General features: G+C 64.1%; 24 protein-coding genes. 3 read left to right on the forward strand and 21 right to left on the reverse strand.

Going from position 1 to position 18,942, the window contains the following annotated elements; genetic code table 11:
- Positions 1-1,998, forward strand: a complete 1,998-nt coding sequence (gene glgX, locus IH615_RS14215) for a glycogen debranching protein GlgX (RefSeq protein WP_291362630.1) — start codon at positions 1-3, stop codon at positions 1,996-1,998.
- Positions 1,995-2,729, forward strand: coding sequence for a metallophosphoesterase (locus IH615_RS14220; protein WP_291362632.1), 735 nt, complete (start codon positions 1,995-1,997; stop codon positions 2,727-2,729). Before glgX ends, IH615_RS14220 begins: the two co-directional genes overlap by 4 nt.
- 37 nt (positions 2,730-2,766) lie before the next feature.
- On the opposite strand, the gene IH615_RS14225 is transcribed toward IH615_RS14220, so the two are convergent.
- The 15 genes from IH615_RS14225 to IH615_RS14295 all read right to left on the reverse strand — a co-directional run bounded on the left by IH615_RS14225 (position 2,767) and on the right by IH615_RS14295 (position 11,898).
- Complete coding sequence (locus tag IH615_RS14225) at positions 2,767-3,231, reverse strand: GNAT family N-acetyltransferase (protein WP_291362634.1); 465 nt, start codon at positions 3,229-3,231, stop codon at positions 2,767-2,769.
- A 2-nt stretch (positions 3,232-3,233) separates the two neighbouring features.
- On the reverse strand, positions 3,234-3,866 hold the full coding sequence (ureG, locus tag IH615_RS14230; protein WP_291362636.1) for an urease accessory protein UreG: 633 nt from the start codon (positions 3,864-3,866) through the stop codon (positions 3,234-3,236).
- On the reverse strand, positions 3,863-4,294 hold the full coding sequence (locus tag IH615_RS14235) for a DUF3995 domain-containing protein (RefSeq protein WP_291362638.1): 432 nt from the start codon (positions 4,292-4,294) through the stop codon (positions 3,863-3,865). The genes ureG and IH615_RS14235 overlap by 4 nt, the downstream gene beginning before the upstream one ends.
- Positions 4,291-4,953, reverse strand: a complete 663-nt coding sequence (locus tag IH615_RS14240) for an urease accessory UreF family protein (protein ID WP_291362640.1) — start codon at positions 4,951-4,953, stop codon at positions 4,291-4,293. Before IH615_RS14240 ends, IH615_RS14235 begins: the two co-directional genes overlap by 4 nt.
- Entirely contained in the window at positions 4,950-5,414 is a 465-nt protein-coding gene (locus IH615_RS14245) for an urease accessory protein UreE (RefSeq protein ID WP_291362642.1), read from the reverse strand. The genes IH615_RS14240 and IH615_RS14245 overlap by 4 nt, the downstream gene beginning before the upstream one ends.
- 26 nt (positions 5,415-5,440) lie before the next feature.
- Positions 5,441-6,028, reverse strand: a complete 588-nt coding sequence (locus IH615_RS14250; RefSeq protein WP_291362643.1) for a hypothetical protein — start codon at positions 6,026-6,028, stop codon at positions 5,441-5,443.
- A gap of 7 nt (positions 6,029-6,035) precedes the next feature.
- Positions 6,036-6,419 (reverse strand): MliC family protein, encoded by a 384-nt coding sequence (locus IH615_RS14255; RefSeq protein WP_291362644.1) that lies wholly within the window; start codon positions 6,417-6,419, stop codon positions 6,036-6,038.
- 53 nt (positions 6,420-6,472) lie between these two features.
- Complete coding sequence (locus IH615_RS14260; RefSeq protein WP_291362646.1) at positions 6,473-6,769, reverse strand: putative quinol monooxygenase; 297 nt, start codon at positions 6,767-6,769, stop codon at positions 6,473-6,475.
- A 56-nt stretch (positions 6,770-6,825) separates the two neighbouring features.
- On the reverse strand, positions 6,826-7,278 hold the full coding sequence (locus IH615_RS14265; protein ID WP_291362648.1) for a DUF4126 family protein: 453 nt from the start codon (positions 7,276-7,278) through the stop codon (positions 6,826-6,828).
- A gap of 62 nt (positions 7,279-7,340) precedes the next feature.
- Positions 7,341-8,177: an SDR family NAD(P)-dependent oxidoreductase gene (locus IH615_RS14270; protein WP_291362650.1), complete on the reverse strand. Its 837-nt coding sequence runs from the start codon at positions 8,175-8,177 to the stop codon at positions 7,341-7,343.
- 47 nt (positions 8,178-8,224) lie between these two features.
- Positions 8,225-9,934, reverse strand: a complete 1,710-nt coding sequence (gene ureC / locus IH615_RS14275; RefSeq protein WP_291362651.1) for an urease subunit alpha — start codon at positions 9,932-9,934, stop codon at positions 8,225-8,227.
- An 11-nt stretch (positions 9,935-9,945) separates the two neighbouring features.
- Positions 9,946-10,353, reverse strand: coding sequence for a hypothetical protein (locus tag IH615_RS14280; RefSeq protein ID WP_291362652.1), 408 nt, complete (start codon positions 10,351-10,353; stop codon positions 9,946-9,948).
- 56 nt (positions 10,354-10,409) lie between these two features.
- Positions 10,410-10,718 carry an urease subunit beta gene (locus tag IH615_RS14285; RefSeq protein ID WP_291362654.1) on the reverse strand — a complete coding sequence of 103 codons (309 nt, stop codon included), beginning with the start codon at positions 10,716-10,718 and terminating at the stop codon, positions 10,410-10,412.
- 8 nt (positions 10,719-10,726) lie between these two features.
- Positions 10,727-11,029, reverse strand: a complete 303-nt coding sequence (locus IH615_RS14290) for an urease subunit gamma (protein ID WP_291362656.1) — start codon at positions 11,027-11,029, stop codon at positions 10,727-10,729.
- Between the two features lie 8 nt (positions 11,030-11,037).
- Positions 11,038-11,898, reverse strand: a complete 861-nt coding sequence (locus IH615_RS14295; protein WP_291362658.1) for an urease accessory protein UreD — start codon at positions 11,896-11,898, stop codon at positions 11,038-11,040.
- Positions 11,899-11,961: 63 nt separating this feature from the next.
- Here IH615_RS14295 and IH615_RS14300 point away from each other — a divergent pair, with 63 nt between their 5' ends.
- Positions 11,962-12,285, forward strand: a complete 324-nt coding sequence (locus IH615_RS14300) for a hypothetical protein (protein ID WP_291362660.1) — start codon at positions 11,962-11,964, stop codon at positions 12,283-12,285.
- Between the two features lie 51 nt (positions 12,286-12,336).
- Here the strand turns inward: IH615_RS14300 and urtE are convergent, their stop codons facing one another.
- From urtE to IH615_RS14330, 6 genes are all read right to left on the reverse strand, one after another.
- Entirely contained in the window at positions 12,337-13,041 is a 705-nt protein-coding gene (gene urtE / locus IH615_RS14305; protein ID WP_291362662.1) for an urea ABC transporter ATP-binding subunit UrtE, read from the reverse strand.
- Positions 13,038-13,796 carry an urea ABC transporter ATP-binding protein UrtD gene (gene urtD / locus IH615_RS14310; protein ID WP_291362664.1) on the reverse strand — a complete coding sequence of 253 codons (759 nt, stop codon included), beginning with the start codon at positions 13,794-13,796 and terminating at the stop codon, positions 13,038-13,040. The genes urtE and urtD overlap by 4 nt, the downstream gene beginning before the upstream one ends.
- Positions 13,797-13,799: 3 nt before the next feature.
- Positions 13,800-14,975: an urea ABC transporter permease subunit UrtC gene (urtC, locus tag IH615_RS14315; RefSeq protein WP_291362666.1), complete on the reverse strand. Its 1,176-nt coding sequence runs from the start codon at positions 14,973-14,975 to the stop codon at positions 13,800-13,802.
- Positions 14,972-16,567, reverse strand: a complete 1,596-nt coding sequence (gene urtB / locus IH615_RS14320; RefSeq protein ID WP_291362695.1) for an urea ABC transporter permease subunit UrtB — start codon at positions 16,565-16,567, stop codon at positions 14,972-14,974. Before urtB ends, urtC begins: the two co-directional genes overlap by 4 nt.
- 198 nt (positions 16,568-16,765) lie before the next feature.
- The gene (urtA, locus tag IH615_RS14325) at positions 16,766-18,013 is read right to left on the reverse strand and encodes an urea ABC transporter substrate-binding protein (RefSeq protein WP_291362697.1); all 1,248 of its coding nucleotides are present in this window, start codon (positions 18,011-18,013) and stop codon (positions 16,766-16,768) included.
- Between the two features lie 402 nt (positions 18,014-18,415).
- A complete protein-coding gene (locus IH615_RS14330; protein ID WP_291362668.1) occupies positions 18,416-18,820 on the reverse strand; it encodes an META domain-containing protein in 405 nt (134 codons plus the stop codon).
- Positions 18,821-18,942 lie beyond the last annotated feature (122 nt).

Genomic DNA, 18,942 nt, shown 5'->3' on the forward strand with positions numbered 1-18,942 from the left:
ATGAAACCCATGCTGGTCCCCAACGGGGGCAGTATTACCCATCTGGGCGCCACGGTGACCGAGGTGGGTGTCAACTTTGCCGTCTATTCGGAGAGCGCCACCAAGATCTGGGTGTCGGTTTTCGATGAGCAGGACCAGGAGACGGACCGGTTCGAGCTGGACGTGCACCAGGATCATATCCACGCCGGGCTGATTGCCGGGCTGGCGGCCGGGGCTCGCTATGGGTTGCGGGCCGACGGTCCCTATGATCCGGACCAGGGCTATTTCTTCGACCCGATGAAGCTGCTGGTCGATCCCTATGCCAAGCGGCTCGACCGGGTGTTCGTGCGCTCGCCGCGGCTGCGGCTGGATCGGGCCGAGGCGGTCGATACGGCGCCGCTGGTGCCCAAGGCGATCGTGGTCAGCAATAGCGGCGAGAACATCCTGCCGCGCAAGAAGGCGCCGAGCATGTTCTACGAGATGAACGTGCGCGGCTACACCATGCGCCACCCCAGCGTGCAGGGGCCGTTGCGCGGCACCATCGCGGCGCTGACGACGCAGCGGGTGATCGACCACCTCAAATATATCGGGGTCGATACGCTGCAGTTGATGCCGACGGCGGCGTGGATCGACGAGGGCCACCTGCCGCAGCTTGGGCTGACCAATGCCTGGGGCTACAACCCGGTAGTCTATTCGGCGGTTGATCCGCGGCTGGCGCCGCGCGGGCCGCATGAACTGCGCCACATGACCGATCTCTATCGCAAGAACGGCATCTCGGTGATCCTGGACGTGGTCTATAACCACACCGGCGAAGGCGACGCCAATGGGCCGATGCTGAGCCTGATGGGGCTGGATGCCAGGACCTATTACCGGTTCGTGGAAGTCGACGGCAGGCAGCACCTGGTCAACGATGCCGGCACCGGCAATACCCTGCGCTGCGACCATCCGGCGACGCAGCGGCTGGTGATCGACAGCCTGCGCTATTGGGTCGAGGAAATGGGCGTTTCCGGCTTCCGCTTCGACCTGGCGACGGTGCTGGGGCGCGATCCCGGGTTCAATCCGAATGCCGAGATGCTGCAGAAGATCAAGGCCGATCCGGTGCTCAAGCAGTGCATCCTGGTGGCCGAGCCATGGGATCCGGGCCCGGGCGGCTATGCGCTGGGGCAGTTCGGCAAGGAGTTCAAGGAACACAACGACACGTTCCGCGACGACATCCGCGAGTTCTGGCGCGGCGAGGATGGCAAGATCGGCGCGCTGGCCGGCAAGGTCGCCGGTTCGGCGGAAATCTTCAATTTCGCCGGCCGCAAGCCGAGCCACGGCGTCAACATGCTGGCCGTGCATGACGGCTTCACCCTGCGGGACCTGGTGAGCTATCACGACAAGCACAACCAGGCGAATGGCGAGAACAATCGCGACGGCCACAACCACAATGCTTCGTGGAATTGCGGCGTCGAGGGCGAGACCGACGACGAGGCCATCAATGCCGCGCGCAAGCGCGATGTGCGCGCTCTGCTGGCTACGCTGTTCCTGTCACGCGGGGTGCCGCTGCTGCAGCAGGGCGACGAGATGTTCCGCACCCAGCAGGGCAATAACAATGCCTATGCCCAGGACAACGAGATCACCTGGCTGGACTGGGAAAGTGCCGATGGCGACATGGTCGATTTCGTCGCCGCGCTGAGCAAGTTTCGCAAGGCGCATGTCACGCTGACGCATGACCATTTCCTGAGCGGGCAGGACAAGAACGGCGTGCGTGACGTCGTCTGGCTGCATCCGGATGGACGCGAGATGAATGAGGGCGACTGGGGCTATTCGGGCGCATCGACGCTGGGCATGCACCTTCGGCACAAGGATGACGAAGTCCTCGTGTGGTTCAACCGCCGCAGCGAACCGGTGGTGGCGCGGCTGCCCGAGGGTGGCTGGCAGGTGGGGATCTTGTCGGATAACACCACCAGCGTCGCTGTTTCCGAGGGTACCGCGACGCTGTCGCCGCGTTCGGTCGTGGCGCTCGTCCGCCCATGATAATCGCGCAGCTCAGCGACATTCACGCCGAAGGCAGCGCGGAAGTGCTACAGCGGCTGGATCGCGTGCTGGACTGGCTGCGACCGATGCGGCCGGACGCGCTTGTTGTCAGCGGCGACCTGGCGGAGGCGGAGCACCAGCGAAGCTATCGTGAGGTTCGCGAGCGGCTGGAGAGTCTTGATGCACCGTTCTTCGTGGTGCCCGGCAATGTGGACGACCATCGTCTGATGCTGGCGGCGTTCGGCGACCGCTTCGGGTGGACACAAGAACGGCCGCTCAATGTGAGTGCCCGGCTGGCCGGAGACGCGCTGCGGGTGATCGGCCTCGATGTCACGGTGGCCGGGGCGCATCATGGCGACGCGCGGCCGGTGCTGGACTGGCTGGCAAGCGAGCTCAATTCCGGCGGGCCGCCGGCGCTGATCTTCCAGCACCAGCATCCGTTTCCTTGCGGGATCGACGGCAAGGACCGCAATATCTGCCTCGGTGGGGACGAACTCGCCCGGGTGATCGAGGAAGCCCATGACGAGGTGATCGCGCTGACCTGCGGACATGTGCATCGCCCGATGTTCACCCGCTTTGCCAATCGATCCGCGACGATGGCGCCATCGGTGGCGCGGGCGAACCGGCTGCGTATCGACGGTCGCGAGAGCGGTATCAGCGATCCGCCCGGGCTGTTGATCCACCACTATAGTGCGGGCCAACTGGTGAGCCATGTGGTGATGGTCAGCTAGGACGCTGGCGCGCGGATGACACATAGCGTCTGCGGCGTCAGAGGGGTGCTTCGACCATGCCGGCGCGGCGATAGAGGCCGATTGCCGGGGCGTTTACGGCGACGACCTTGAGATCGACATATGGCAGGCCGCGGGCCTGGAAGGCCTGAAATGCCTGTTGCAGGAGGGCATCGGCCACGCCCTTGCCGCGCCAGGCGGGAATGACGGCAATGTCCTTGATGAAGCCGGTATTCCAGCACAAGGCGAGACCAATCGCCGAGCCACTGGTATCGACCGCAATGAAGACCAGTGCGGGGTCGAATTCCGCATCACTGGCTACCGCGGACCACCAATCGGCGAAGGCGGGTACGGAGCCGAAGCCGTTGCCATAGGCGTCGGTGAGAATTGCGTGGAGCGCCTGCGGCTCGACATGCGGGAGCGCGGACGGAAGTGCACCGACGGGCCAGGTGGCTGGCGGAAGCTCGCCATCCAGATGCCGGCGCATCCGCAGGATGTAGCCCATCTCTATTCGGCCGCCTGGCTGTCGACGAAGCCGCCTGCGCGCTCGATATAGGCGATGATCTCATCGAGGCTTTCGCGGCGCAGCAGGTCGGTGAAGATATAGGGGCGGCCTTCGCGCACTTTCTGGGTGTCGCTTTCCATGACCTCGAGGCTGGCGCCGACATAGGGGGCGAGGTCGGTGTGGGTGATGACCAGCAGGTCCGAGCGCGAGATGGCGGGGCCACCCTTGCGCGGGATCTTCTCGCCCTGGGCGACGGAGATCACGTAGATGGTGAGATCGGCCAGATCGGGGGAGAAGGTGGCCGCCAGGTTGTCGCCGCCACTTTCGATCAGGATGATGTCGAGATCGGGGAACTTTCTGACGAGATCGTCGATGGCGGCGAGATTCAGCGAGGCGTCCTCGCGGATGGCGGTGTGCGGGCAGCCGCCGGTCTCGACGCCGACAATGCGATCTTCGGAGATAGCCTGGACGCGGGCGAGGATGAGGGCGTCCTCGCGCGTATAAATATCGTTGGTGACGACGGCCATCGAATAGCGGTCACGCATCGCCTTGAGCAGCATTTCGCAGAGCGTGGTCTTGCCCGAACCAACGGGGCCGCCAATACCGATCCGCAAGGGTCCGTTGAGCGATTTCATAGCAACCTCAGGATGACGAGTGCGACAAAGCCCAGCCCCAGGAACAGGCAGAGCGGCGAATAGACCCTGGCGTCATTGAGCCGGAAATTGGGTTCGGGGGTCTTTGCGGCCCACCACGCGGTATAGCCGACAATGCCACGCGCCAGGAACACCGCGGCCAGCGGCAGGCCGATCAGGCTCAGTGTCAGGCCGCCGCTGTCGTGATCGGCGAGGGCCAGGGCGATGATGCCAGCGGCGAGTGTCGCCACCGCCACCGCGAAAGAGGCGAGGCGGGGCGGCATGCGCTCGATGCCTTCGAAGCCGACCACGGTCTGGGCAAGCAGCTTTTCGGAGCGGATGGGCCAGGTGCGACCGATGGACCAGAGGAAATGGGCGGTCGAGACGGCCAGCAGGATGACGAACATCAGGGCCGCGATCAGCATGCTCATGAGCGGAATATTCTCGTGGTCAGGGTTTCGTGGGACATCTGGGCAATATCGGCGGCATAGGCCACCGCGCCAATATCATCGAGTGCGGCATGCTGGCACAGCTCGGCCATGGAGGCTATGGCCGGCTCCAGCGTGGCCATGATGGCCAGGCCATCGGACTGGCCAATGGGCACGAGGCGGACTGCCACGGAGACCTGGCTGTGAACGCTTGCCGTGAGCCAGGCCAGCAGCGTGGCGTCGAGAGCAATGCCGTGACCGGCGGCGACGGCGCCGACGGCGATGGGGTAAGGGGAGGGAGTGGGCAGGTTGGCAAGGACTGGCGTCGGCCAGGCGCGGAGGGCGGTGGCAAAGGCGGCGCCGGTGATGGTGGTTTCCTCGTGCCGCTCGCGGGCAGGGGTGAGGGCGAGGCAGAGGTCGGCGAGATCGCGCAGGACCGTCGCATCATCGCCAGCGGCGTGAGCATGCGCCAACAGGATGGCGTCGGTGCGCAGGCTGCCATGGGTCAGCACGCCCTCTATCCAGGCCTGGGTGGTGGCGCGATCATGTACCGTGCCTGATGCAATGGCGGATTCGAGCCCGGCCGACCAGGCGAAGGCGCCGACCGGGAAGGCGGGCGACAGCCAGGTCAGGAGCTTTTGCAGATCGGCACTGGTGGTCATCGGGCCAGCAGAGCGTGGCCGTGATCGGCATGGCTGTGATAGGCGCCGTGTTCGGCGAAGAACGGCTCGGAGATGTCGGTCACCGTGGCGCCAAGGCCGGCCAGCATGGTCTTGAGCACGTGGTCGCGCTTGATGAGGATGCGGTCAGCTTCGAGCTGGGCCGAGGTGTGGCGATTGCCGATATGCCAGGCGAGGCGGACCAGATGGGCGGGGTCGCGCCCGCGGACCTCATAGAGCAGTTCTTCGGCGGCGATGACTTCCACCAGCCGCCCATCTTCGAGCTGCAGGGCGCTGCCATGTTCGAGGGTGATGGTCTGGGGGAAATCCACCATGACCTCATCGCCATGCACGAGGCGCAGGAGCTTGCGGCGCAGGCGGCGCTCATCGTGTTCGAGGGTGACCAGATCGAAGGGAATGCCCTGCCCGTGATCGGGCGGAAGAAGGGAAACGACGCGCAGCATTGGCTCTGGGTAGGTCCGTGATCGGGTCAGGTCACCGTATAGAAGAACCGGCTGATCCAATAGGCCTGATAGGCGATATGCAGCAGCACCGCCGTCAGGTGGACGCGCCGGTCGGTCGAGCGGATGGCGATGGCGCACAGGATCAGGCCGAGCGGCACTTGGATGAAATATTCCAGGCCGAAACGGTTCCAGTAGGCCTCGCCCTTGATGAGCGTATCGACGGTGTCGAGGACGAAGGTGGCAGCGAAGAGGCCGAAGAACCAGCCGCGGCGCTTGAGGAAGAAATCCTCGTAGCCGTCATATTCAGCGACGCTGTCGGGGGAGAGCAGGGCGGCGAGCAGGAACAGGGTGACCGCATAGAGGATGAGGAACAGCGTGACCCCGAAGGTCCAGTATTCCAGCCGGAACAGCGCGAACTGCCACCACCAGAACAGCACGAGTTCCACCAGGATGGAGCCGATCCACAGCAGGTGAAGCGTCGACACGCGCGAGCGGTGCGGGTGCTGGATCAACCCGGCCACCGTCATCAGCAGGCGGGTAATGCCCAGGCCGACAATCATGCCCATGACGATGCGGACATGGGGGAAGAGCTCGTGGATGTCGGCGGGGTCCATGGCGGTCCTAGGGCGTGTTGGTCATTTCCGAGCAGGTGAGCACGGGTTCGGCATCTTCGCCAAGAGTGATGTCATAGAGGCTGGCATCGGCGCCCTTGGTCCACCAGGCCCATTGGCCGGAGACGTAGCGGACGCCGGAGGCAGCTATGACGGCCGCGAAGACCAGGGGTTCGGGCTCTTCGGCGATGGGCACCAGCGCCAGGAAATTGGGCGCGGCGTTGATGTAGGTGACGCTGAACGGCTCGCCCGCCGAGCAGTCGTAGAGGATTTCGCGGCGTTCGAAATCGGAGTCCGTGGCCAGTTCGAGTTCGATGGACGTTTCGACGGCCTGCGTGGGGACGGCGGCGAGCAGGGCTGTGGCGAGAAGAGCGATGAAGAGGGGCTGCGTCATGGGACCTCCGGGGTTGCTACGCCATGCTGCTATCGATGCGCGGCGGAATTGGGTCAGCGCGTATCGACATGATCGGGGTGAATGATCTCGACCTTGGATGACAGTACGAAGTCCAGAATGGCGGCGTTGAATGTCGCCAGGTGGGGCGATGCCAGGTGGCGGTCGAGGGTCTCGCGATCGTTCCACCGCTCTAAGCCCATCAGCCGGTCGGGATCGGTGACGCTGGCATGGAGATCATAATAGATGCAGCCAGATTCCCGCCGGGCTGCATCAATCAGCGCATAGGCGGCCTCCACAAACGGCTCGAGCGCGCCCGGTCGGATGCGGAAGGTGGCGACGACGTAGATCACGCTGAGCTCCCTGATGTGGGGAGCCTAGCGCAATCGGCGCGGCGCCACCATGGCGATCAGGCGAGGTAGACGATCAGCAGGGCGGCGCCGATGGCCACGGCGTCTTCGACAAGTGCGGCCGGTAGATCGCGACCGAACGCGCTGGCGAGGCGGGCACGGGCCGCAGCCCCGCCCAGCGTACCGATCACGGCGCCAAGGGCGCCAAGGACGGCGCCGGTGATCCAACTTGCCGGCATCAATAATGCGCCGGCGACCGCGCCCATGACGACGCGCGCACCGAACTGCATCCGTACCTTGCGGCTGGGCGCGGTGGGCAGTTGGTCGCCCACCAGTTCGGCGATGGCGACCAGGCTGAGGATGATGACGGCGATGATGTTGCCGAGGAAGGCGAGGGGCGTGGCGCTGAGATCGATCCAGCCGAGCCAGGCGGCCCACGAAATGGCGGCGATGGGTGTGAAGGCACGCAGACCGGCGACGACGCCAATGAGAATCGCAAAAATGTAGAGCATGGGTAGCCCCTGTGTGACGCTAGGCAGCCAGCGTGCTCCCGGCGTGACCGTCTGTCCAGAGGCTAAAGTGTTGCCGGGACAGGACGTTTGCCGTCGATGTCGGCGAGGTCGCAGTCCTGCGCCAGGGCCGCAGCGACATGGACGCGGCCGGATTTTTCCATGAGGCTCGCGTCGCGCCAGAGGCCGGATATGACGCGGCCGATGAATTGCGGCGATTCGGAATTGCCTAGATCGAAATACTGGGCGTTGCGCATGACCGCTTCCGTGCGGACGAGGCCCGGATAGAGCGCAATGGCGGCAACGTTATGCGGGCGCAGGTCATGCGCGAAGTCGGCGGCCATCTTGTCGGCGGCGGCCTTGGCGATGCCGTAGATGGCGTTGCCGTCATAGCGCTGGGCGGCCCAGAACGAGATGTTGACGATGAGGCCGGACCCGCGGGCGACCATGGCGGGGGCGGCAGCGCGGGCCGCAACGAAGGCGGCGCGCACGGCGACGTCGATCATGGCATGCCAGCGCCACATCGGTTGCTCCCAGAAGGGGCGCGGCCAGGTGAAATCGTCGCCCTCAGCCATGTTCTCGTAGCCCGGCCAGGCATTGTTGACGAGAATATCAATGGGACCGTCGGCGGCGATGGTCTCGGCGACGGCGCGCTCGGTCTGGATATCGTCGGCATGGTCGCAGACATGGACGGTCAGCGCGCCGGGGAGGGATTGTGCTTCGGCGACGAGGCTGTCGAGCGAGCCCTCGAGCTGGGGGTGGGCCGCGGCCTGCGCGTCGGTGAGTGTGCGTGCGGTGACATGCACGCGCGCGCCTTCGGCCAGCAGCGCCAGCGCGATGCCGCGACCGATGCCGCGGCTGGCGCCGGTGACGAGACAGACGGCATTGTTGATATCGCGCATGAAATGTTCCTCCCGACTCGGGGTGGAACATAGCATGAACATTTGGGCTAGAACAGGAAGTAGCGCTGGGCCATGGGGAGGGTGGTGGCGGGTTCGCAGGTGAGCAGTTCGCCGTCGGCGTGGACCTCGTAGGTCTCGGGGTCGACATCGATAGCCGGGGTCGCCGAATTGTGGATCATCGCCGCCTTGCCGATGCCGCCGCGGGTGTTGGTGACCGGCAGCAGCTGCTTGTCGACGCCCAGCTTGTTGCGCAGGCCATCGTCATAGGCGGCCTGCGAGATGAAGGTGACAGAGGAATTGGTCAGCAGCTTGCCGAAAGAGGCGAACATGGGCCGATAGTGCATCGGCTGGGGCGTCGGGATGGAGGCGTTGGGATCGCCCATGGGTGCGGCAGCGATGGAGCCGCCCAGCAGGACCATTTCGGGCTTCACGCCGAAGAAGGCGGGGCTCCACAGCACCAGGTCGGCGCGCTTGCCGACCTCGATGGAGCCGATGTGCTGGCTCATGCCATGGGCGATAGCCGGGTTGATGGTGTATTTGGCGATGTAGCGCTTGACCCGGAAATTGTCGTTGTCGCCGGTTTCCTGGGCGAGGCGACCACGCTGGCGCTTCATCTTGTCGGCGGTCTGCCAGGTGCGGATCAGCACTTCGCCGACGCGGCCCATGGCCTGACTGTCGGAGGAGATGATTGAGAGCGCACCCATATCGTGCAGGATGTCCTCGGCGGCGATGGTCTCCTTGCGGATGCGGCTTTCGGCAAAGGCGACATCTTCGGGGATCGAGGGCGACAGGTGGTGGCACACCATCAGCATGTCGAGATGCTCGGCGATGGTGTTGGTCGTGTAGGGGCGCGTCGGATTGGTCGAGGAGGGGATGACGTTGGGGAGGCCCGCGACCTTGAGGATGTCGGGGGCATGGCCGCCGCCGGCGCCTTCGGTGTGGAAAGCGTGGATGGTGCGGCCCTTGAAGGCGCCGATGGTGTCTTCGACAAAGCCGGATTCGTTGAGCGTGTCGGTATGGATCATCACCTGCACGTCGTAATCGTCGGCGACGGACAGGCAGTTGTCGATGGCTGCAGGGGTGGTGCCCCAGTCCTCATGCAGCTTGAGGCAGGAGGCGCCGGCCAGGATCATCTCGACCAGGGGGGCGGGGCGGGAGGCATTGCCCTTGCCGGCCAAGGCCAGGTTCATCGGGAAGGCATCAAAACTCTCGATCATGCGCTGGATGTGCCAGGCGCCGGTGCAGGTGGTGGCCAGCGTGCCATGAGCGGGGCCGGTGCCGCCGCCAAGCATGGTGGTGACGCCGCTCATCAGCGCTTCCTCGATCTGCTGGGGCGCGATGAAATGGATATGGGCGTCCATGCCGCCGGCCGTGAGGATACGACCTTCGCCGGCAATGATCTCGGTGGAGGGGCCGATGATGATGGTGACGCCGGGCTGGGTATCGGGATTGCCCGCCTTGCCGATGGCGGCGATCCTGCCGTCTTTGAGGCCGATATCGGCCTTGTAGATGCCGGTATGATCGACCACGAGCGCATTGGTGATGACCGTATCCACCGCGCCCTCGGCGCGGGTGCGCTGGGACTGGCCCATGCCGTCACGGATCACCTTGCCGCCGCCGAATTTCACCTCCTCGCCATAGGTGGTGAAATCCTTCTCCACCTCGATGAACAGCTCGGTGTCGGCCAACCGGACCCGATCGCCGGTGGTGGGGCCGTACATGTCGGCATAGGTGGCGCGGGAAATACGGGCGGGCATGGTGCCTCCGGCTAGTTGAGTGGAGTTGCCCCTTTCGAGGCGTGCTTGCGGTAGTTGCCGAGAGCTGTGGCGATAAGGTCGTCCATCAGGCCGGCGGCAGTGCGGATTTGCGGGCTTTGGGCGCCGATGGCGGCAACGGACAGGCCCAGGATCTGCAGCGCATAGGCCTGCTTGACCTGGTCCTTGGCGACGGCAGCCTGGCCTTCGACGTCGATCTGGGCCAGCAGGCCGAGGGTCTCGGTGTCGCTCAGCCTGGACTTCAATGCGGCCCAGGTTGGTGCTTGCCCGGTCTTGCAGACGTGGTCGGCCCCGGCCCCGAGCATGAACATGGCCTCCCCGTCCTCGGTGCCATGCTCATGCAGGTCGCGCATCACCTGGGTGATCTTGTTGAGCAGGATGGTTTCGGCTTCAGGAGTCATGTTGGTTCCAATGCGGGAGAATTTCCGTTGCCCCCGTTTGCACTTTTAGCGGGCCACTAGTCCAGTGCGCCCATGACTTGCTGGCGGAAACCAAAGACCACACGGTCGCCGCCCAATGGGATCAGCCGGACTTCGCGCGCCTGGCCGGGTTCGAAGCGAACGGCGGTGCCGGCAGCGATGTCGAGCCGCATGCCGCGGGCCCGTTCGCGATCGAAGCTCAGGCCCGCATTGGCCTCGAAGAAGTGATAGTGCGAGCCGACCTGGATCGGGCGATCGCCGGTATTGGCGACCTCCAGCACGATCTGGCTGGCGCCGGCATTGAGTTCGATGTCGCCGGATTTGGGGATGATTTCGCCTGGGATCATGGTGGTACCTACCGGATGGGCTGGTGAACGGTGACGAGCTTGGTGCCGTCGGGGAAGGTGGCTTCGACCTGCACGTCGTGGATCATCTCGGCGATACCGTCCATGACCTGGGCGCGGCTGATGACATGGGCGCCCGCTTCCATGAGCTCGGCAACAGGGCGCCCGTCGCGCGCGCCTTCGACCACGAAATCGGTGATCAGCGCGATGGCTTCGGGGTGGTTGAGCTTGACGCCGCGCTCAAGGCGCTTGCGGGCGACGATGGCCGCCATCGAGATCAGCAGTTTGTCTTTTTCGCGCGGAGTGAGGTTCATGGTCGATCCTAGAGATGCCAGAGGCGGGGCAGCGAACCGGCCCCCGATAGTTCGGATAGAATTGGAACGATGAGCCGCCGCAAGGCAAGCCCGGTTTGCGCCAGGGCGCGTATGACCAGGCGCTCGCCATTGGCGCTCGCCGCGATGCGCCCATCCTGGGGCAGGAGGGCGCGCAGGCGGGCCAGGGTGGCGGCGCATTGATCGGCGGACGGGGCGATGTGCAGCACCGAGGCAAAGGCGCGGCGCCCCGACAGGAGCGACAGGCCGTCGCGTTCCTCGGGCGTGCCACCCAGCCTCGTGGCTTCGGCGTGGAGCAGGCGGCCCGAGCGGCGGACCCGCCAGTTATCGCGCAAGCGGGCATCCAGTGCCATTTCGCCCATGGCGTCGCGGCCGAGCAGGATGGCCTCGATGGCAGTGAGACTGGCCCCCTCGGCGAGATCGACCTCGATGCGGCGATCGAGCTGGCTGGACGCAAAGAGAATGGTTTCCTGCGGCAGCCAATCGAGATGGGCGCCGGCGCCCACATTGAGCCGGGTTTCGACCGTGGCCGGGCCGCCAATGGAGCGATAGACGCGCTCGCAGGCCTGGGTGGTCAGCACCATGTGGCCACCGGGCGCCAGATCGGCCGACCATTGCATATGGTCGCCGCCGGTCAGGCCCCCGGCGGTGTTAATGAGCACCGCTTCGAGGGCCCGGGTATGGGTATTGGGCAGGCGAATCTTGGCGCAGCCATCCTGATAAAGCGTGGACAGCCGGGTCGCGCCGTCCCGTTGCTGAGTGCCAATCCGGCCAATTCCACGGGCACGCTGCAGCACCGGTTCGGGCGCGCGAAGGGCTGTCTTGGCGAGATTTTGGGCAACTATTGTCAAGGGACAGCGTTTCCTAGGCGAGCAAGTGCTCATTTTTTTGAGACATTACAGAAGGCTATTAAAATGCACATCAAAGCTATTGTTTCTGCCGCCGCTCTTTCCGTCGCGCTTGGCTTCGGTGGCGTTGTTTACGCCCAGGACGCCGCTCTTCCCACGATGATCGGCGAGCAGCAGCTCACCGCGGCAGATGCCGAACGCGTGAAGGTCTATTGCGAAGACCTCCAGAATGCCGAGAACCAGGCTGAAGGTGTCGAGGCCACCGATGTCGACGCTCCTGCCACTGAAGAAGCTGGCGGCGCTGGGGAGACGGCGGCGGTCGGCGAGGTTGACATGGACCTCATCACCCTCGAAGCCTGCACGGAAGCTGGTTTCATCATGGCTCCATAACCCGGCCACTGCTACATTTGAACGCCCGGCATCTGCCGGGCGTTTTGTCGTCTAGACCATCAGATGACGCCGAACCTCTGGCAGATCGAGATCGCTGGCCGGGCCGGCATGCTGGATTTCGCCGCGATCCATGACATAGATATCGTCTGATATCTCGCGACAGAAATCGAGGAATTGCTCGACCAGCAGAATTGTCATGCCCTTCTCGTCGCGCAGGAACTGCAGGGCGCGGCCGATATCCTTGATGATGGAAGGCTGAATGCCTTCGGTGGGTTCATCGAGCACCAGGACCTTGGGTCGGGTGACCAGCGCACGCCCGATGGCGAGCTGTTGCTGCTGGCCCCCCGAGAGGTCACCGCCGCGCCGGCCCAACATGGATTTCAGCACGGGGAAGAGCTCGAAGATATAGGGCGGAATGTTCTTGTCGGCGCGCGGCAGGCCGGCATAGCCGGTCTCGAGGTTTTCCTTGACCGTGAGGAGGGGGAAAATCTCGCGTCCCTGCGGCACATAACCGATGCCCATGCGGGCGCGCTTGTAGGGCGGTGCCTTGCGCAGGACTTCGTCGCCGAAGGTGATTTCCCCGGCAGTGATGTTGTTGATGCCGGTGATGGCGCGGAGCGTGGAGGACTTGCCGACGCCGTTGCGGCCGAGCACGGCCGTGATGCGGCCGGGCTTGCATTCGAGCGACACGGATTTGAGCGCCTGCGCGGCGCCGTAGTGCAGGTCGATGGCGTTGATGGAGAGGGCGGTGCTCATCGACCAAGATACCTCTCGATGACGACGGGATTGGCGCTGACCTGATCGAGGCTGCCTTCGGCCAGAACGGCGCCTTCGGCGAGGCAGGTGACGCGGGAGCCGAGTTCGCGGACGAAGCTCATGTCGTGTTCGACGACGACGACGGAGCGGGTCCTGGCGATGTCCTTGAGCAGTTTGGCGGTTTCGACGGTTTCGGCGTCGGTCATGCCGGCGACAGGCTCGTCGACCAGCAGGAGTTTTGGATCCTGCGCGAGCAGCATTCCGATTTCGAGCCACTGCTTCTGGCCGTGGCTGAGATTGGCAGCATAGTCGTCCTTGCGGGCGATAAGGCGCACGGTCTCGAGAATTTCGGTAATGCGGGCGATGTCGGCGTCGTCGGCGACGTAGAACAGGGCCGCAAAGACGCCACGCGGCTTCTTCAGCGCCATTTCGATGTTGTCCCAGACGGTGTGGGACTCAAACACCGTGGGCTTCTGGAACTTGCGGCCGATGCCCAGATTGGCGATGGCGGCCTCGTCGAGCTTGGTGAGGTCGGTGCGGCCATCGAACAGCACCTGGCCGTCATCGGGCCGCGTCTTGCCGGTAATGATGTCCATCATGGTGGTCTTGCCGGCGCCGTTGGGGCCGATAATGGCGAGCATTTCGGCGGGGTGGACGATGATGGAGAGGTTATTGATGGCCTTGAACCCGTCGAAGGCGACCGAAACGCCATCGAGATAGAGCATGGTGCCAAGCTTCTCTGCGGCTTCGGACATGGCTTACTCCGCCGGCTTGGGTTGAGGGTCGACACCGGCTTCCACCTGCTGAGGCGTGGGCGCGTCGCGATCGTGCTGTTCGCGCCGGGTGGTGGCGGCGCGATACTGGCCGATGAGGCCGACTATGCCCTTGGGCAGGAACAGGGTGGTCACCACGAAGAGGGCGCCGAGGGCGAAGAGCCAGTATTCGGGGAAGGCGCCGGTGAAGTAGGACTTGCCAACATTGACCAGGATGCCGCCGATGATCGGCCCGATAATGGTGCCGCGGCCGCCGACGGCGGTCCAGATCACTACCTCGATGGAATTGGCCGGGTCGAATTCGCTGGGGTTGATGATGCCGACCTGGGGCACATAGAGCGCCCCGGCAATGCCGGCGATGATGGCGGAGACGACGAAGGCAAAGAGCTTCACATATTCGACGCGGTAGCCGAGGAAGCGGGTGCGGCTTTCGGCATCGCGCACAGCCACCATGACCTTGCCGAGCTTGGAATTGACGATCATCGAGCAGGCAAGGACCGCCAGCGCCAACGCAATGGCCGAGGCGGCAAACAGCGCGGCACGGGTTGTGGTGGCTGAGATGGGCTGGCCCAGTATGTCCTTGAAATCGGTCAGGCCGTTATTGCCGCCGAAACCCATGTCATTGCGGAAGAAGGCCAGCAGCAGGGCATAGGTCATGGCCTGGGTGATGATGGAGAGGTAGACCCCGGTGACGCGGCTGCGGAAGGCGAGGAAGCCGAAGACGAAGGCGAGGAGGCCCGGGACGAGGACGACCATCAGCATGGCGATCCAGAAATTGTCCATGCCGTACCAGTACCAGGGCAGTTCCTTCCAGTTCAGGAAGACCATGAAGTCGGGCAGGATCGGATTGGCATAGACGCCGCGCGTACCGATCTGGCGCATCAGATACATGCCCATGGCATAGCCGCCGATGGCAAAGAAGGCGCCATGGCCAAGCGAGAGAATGCCGCAATAGCCCCAGACCAGGTCGAGCGCCAGGGCGAGCATGGCGAAGGTGAGGTATTTGCCGAAGAGCGGGACGGCGTAGTTGGGCAGGCGGAACGGATTGCCTTCGGGCAGCAGGAGATTGGACATCGGCACGGCGATGGCGACGACCAGCAGGATGGCGACGATCCAGATGGCTTTCTTGTCGAGCGCGCGGAAGAGGGCTTGGGTGATCATGCTTCGATCGAGCGTCCCTTGAGCGCGAAGAGGCCGCGGGGACGGCGCTGGATGAAGAGGATGATGAGGACGAGAATGATGATCTTGCCCAGCACGGCGCCGGCATAGGGCTCGATGAACTTGTTGGCGATGCCCAGGGTCAGCGCGCCGACGAGCGTGCCCCAGAGATTGCCGACGCCGCCGAAGACCACGACCATGAAGCTGTCGATGATGTAGCCCTGGCCCAGATTGGGCGAGACGTTGCCGATCTGGCTGAGCGCGACGCCGGCCAGGCCGGCAATGCCGGAGCCCAGGCCGAAGGTCAAGGCATCGACCAGCGGCGTGCGGATGCCCATGGCGGAGGCCATGCGACGGTTTTGGGTGACGGCGCGCATATGCAGGCCAATGGCGGTGTATTTGAGCACCAACAGGAGCGCAACGAAGACCATCAGCGCGAAGATGACGATGTAGAAGCGGTTCCAGGTGATGGCGAGGCCGCCCAATTCGAAGGAGCCGGACATCCAGGTGGGGTTGCCCACTTCGCGGATATTGGCGGTGAAGATGCGCTGCACGGCCTGCTGGATGATCAGCGACAGGCCCCAGGTGGCGAGGAGGGTTTCCAGCGGCCGGCCATAAAGGAAGCGGATGATGCCGCGCTCGATGGCGACGCCGACAAGGCCGGTGAACAGGAAAGCCAGCGGCAGGGCGATGGCCAGCGACCAGTCGAACAGGCCGGGGTAGTTCTGGCGGATGATCTCCTGCACCACGAAGGTGGTATAGGCGCCCAGCATGACCATTTCGCCATGCGCCATGTTGATGACGCCCATGACGCCGAAGGTGATGGCGAGGCCAATGGCGGCCAGGAGGAGCACCGAGCCCAGCGAGATGCCGAACCAGATGTTCTGCGCCACATCCCAGACGGCGCGATCACGGGCGAGACCATCGATGGCGGTCTGGATCAGCGGTTTGACGTCTTCCGGCGCGGTGTTGAGGGCGGTCGTCAGGGTATTGAGCGCGTCGCGGCCGCCGATGGCCTGGACGACGGGAATGGCGGCCTGCCAGTCTTCGATGGCGGCGTCGGGGGTCTTGAGGACAATGGCGGCGCGAGCCTGTTCCATGACGCGCCTGATGCTGCTGTCGGTCTCGGCTGATATGGCGCTGTCGAGCAGTTCGAGCTGGGCGGGATCGGCATCGCGCAGGATGGATTGGGCGGCAAAGAGGCGGACGCCAGGGTCTTCGCTCAGCAGGGTCATCTGGCCGATGGCGGTGCGCAGCACGCGGCGGAGGCCGTTATTGACCTTGACCTTTTCGAGACCGTCTTCGGTGATCTCGGGAAGCTCCGCGGCGGTCACAGGGTCGGTAATTGTGCCCTTGCCTGATGAGGCCGAGGTGAAGACCACTTTGCCGGTTGCTTCGTCGAAGTAGAGTTCGCCTTCGAGCAGGACTTGAAGAATTGGCACGACGCGGGGATCGCCAGTGGCGACGAGGGCGCCGATGGCGGCTTCGCGATCCTTGAAATTGCCGGGGGCGAGGGCATCAACCAGCGGGGTGAGCTCGGTGTCGGCGATCTGGGCGTGTGCCGGGGTGGCGAGCAGTGCGCCGAGGACGACCATCAGAGTGGTGATCATTCTGAGTAACGTCATGGGGGCCCCGATCCAGCAGCATATTCGGTGTCATCCCGGACCTGATCCGGGATCCATCTCGAGATCTCATGATGGATTCCGGCTTTCGCCGGGATGACATCGTGGGTTGGGAGACCTCGGTGGCGAGGGCGGCTGGAGCCGTCCTCGCCAAATTCGTCGGCGGGGCGATTACATCGCTGTGGCGCCGCAGGCCTTGGTTTCGGTGTTGTAGTTGCCGCAGGAGATCGGGGCAGTCCAATCGGCCTCGATCATCTTGGATTCAGGCAGGAAGTCGGACCAGGCATCGCCGGGGACGAGTTCGGATTCGGACACAACTTCGAACTGACCATCGGCCTGGATTTCGCCGATCAGAACCGGCTTGGTCAGGTGGTGGTTCGGGAGCATCTTGGCGATGCCGCCGGTCAGGTTCGGGGTTTCGAGGCCGATGATGGCGTCGAGCACGGCGTCGGTATCGGTGGTGCCGGCCTTTTCAACGGCCTGGACCCAGAGGTTGAAGCCGATGACGGTGGCTTCCATCGGATCGTTGGTCACCTTGTCCGGGTTGCCCATGAAGGTCTGCCAGGCTTCGATGAAGGCGGCGTTTTCCGGCACATCGACGGACTGGAAGTAGTTCCAGGCAGCCAGGTGACCCACCAGCGGGGTGGTGTCGAAGCCGGCGAGTTCTTCTTCGCCGACCGAGAAGGCCACGACCGGGATATCCTCGGCCTTGATGCCCTGGTTGGCGAGTTCCTTGTAGAACGGCACGTTGGCGTCGCCGTTGATGGTCGAGACGACGGCGGTCTTCTTGCCGGTCGAGCCGAAGGTCTTGATGTCGGAGACGATGGTCTGCCAATCGGAATGGCCGAAGGGCGTGTAGTTGATCATGATGTCTTCGGCAGCGACGCCCTTGTCCATGAGGTATTGCTCAAGGATCTTGTTGGTGGTCTGCGGATAGACATAGTCGGTGCCGGCGAGCACCCAGCGTTCGACGCCTTCGTTTTCCATCAGGTAGTCGACGGCCGGGATGGCCTGCTGGTTGGGAGCGGCGCCAGTGTAGAACACATTGCGCTGGCTCTCCTCGCCTTCGTACTGCACGGGGTAGAAGAGGATCGAGTTCAGTTCCTCGAACACCGGCAGAACCGACTTGCGCGAGGAGGAGGTCCAGCAGCCGAACACGGCGGCAACGCCGTTGACTTCGATCAGCTCGCGGGCCTTTTCGGCAAAGAGCGGCCAGTCGGAGGCGGGATCGACCACGACGGCTTCAAGCTGCTTGCCCAGGAGGCCGCCCTTCTTGTTCTGCTCGTCGATCAGGAACAGCATCGTGTCCTTGAGCGTCGTTTCGGAAATCGCCATCGTGCCCGACAGCGAATGCAGGACGCCGACCTTGATGGTCTCGTCCTGGGCGAGTGCCGGAACGGCAACCGCGCCCATAGTCATAGCCACGCCCAGCCCCAGCCCCGCAAATGCGCGGTTTACTACTGTCATGTTTACCTCCGACAGATGTGTGTTTGCACCGCCGGAGTAATTGCAAAGGCCGTGCCAGCACTTGCTGTTCAGGACTAACGCTTTGATTCAGCTCAGCTATGCACGGCAAGTGACTGAGCTGGCGCCCTTACATTGCATACAAGCATGGTTGTACCTGCCTGTTCGGTAGGCGGCCGTAATATCGGTTGCCTAATAGTTGGGCAGCGACCCCAAAACTTGCGAGCTCGACTGCACGAAAATCGAGCGGCGGGGTGACCTGCGCGCAGGCTTGGGATAACATTCGTCCACCGAAGATTGCTTCGGCAGAGGTCGTTTGCACCAACTACCTCGGCCCCGCGCCCTCGGGCGTGGGGCTTATTGGTTGGCAGGCGCCAGTTCGGCAAGCACGGTGCCATTTTCCAGTAGTTGCAGATTGCCAGCAGCCATGGCGAAGGCATCGGCTGCCTCCAGGGCGGCAAGGAAGGCCTGTTCCTGCTCGAGGTTGTCACAGGCCATCAGGGTGGAAAAGACCTCGGTGATGTCGATGCCGGTGGGCGTCGCCGCGATATTGCCGCCATAGGTGTTGCAGCCGCCATTGCCGCCGATGCTGTCGGCAGAAATGACCAATGTGGCAGTCACAGCGGGAGCGACGGATTCGTCGTCGAGCTGGGTCAATCGCCAGCTCGTGCCAACGAGGGTCGCGAGGCTCTCGCCATCGGCGACCGCCGTAAGCGAGAGGGACAAGGCGGCAGCAAGGGCCAGCAGAATTCGGCGCAGCATGAACGCATCTCCTGATGTCGCTGCAGGCTGGCCGAAGAATGTGGCGGTTTTTGACGGCCGATCACAGATCACGATCAGGGGAACCCTTGCCACCCAGGCTCGTTATCCGAGCGAACCCGAGC

Source organism: Devosia sp., from assembly GCF_014860165.1.
In the GTDB taxonomy this organism is placed as follows: Bacteria; Pseudomonadota; Alphaproteobacteria; order Rhizobiales; family Devosiaceae; genus Devosia.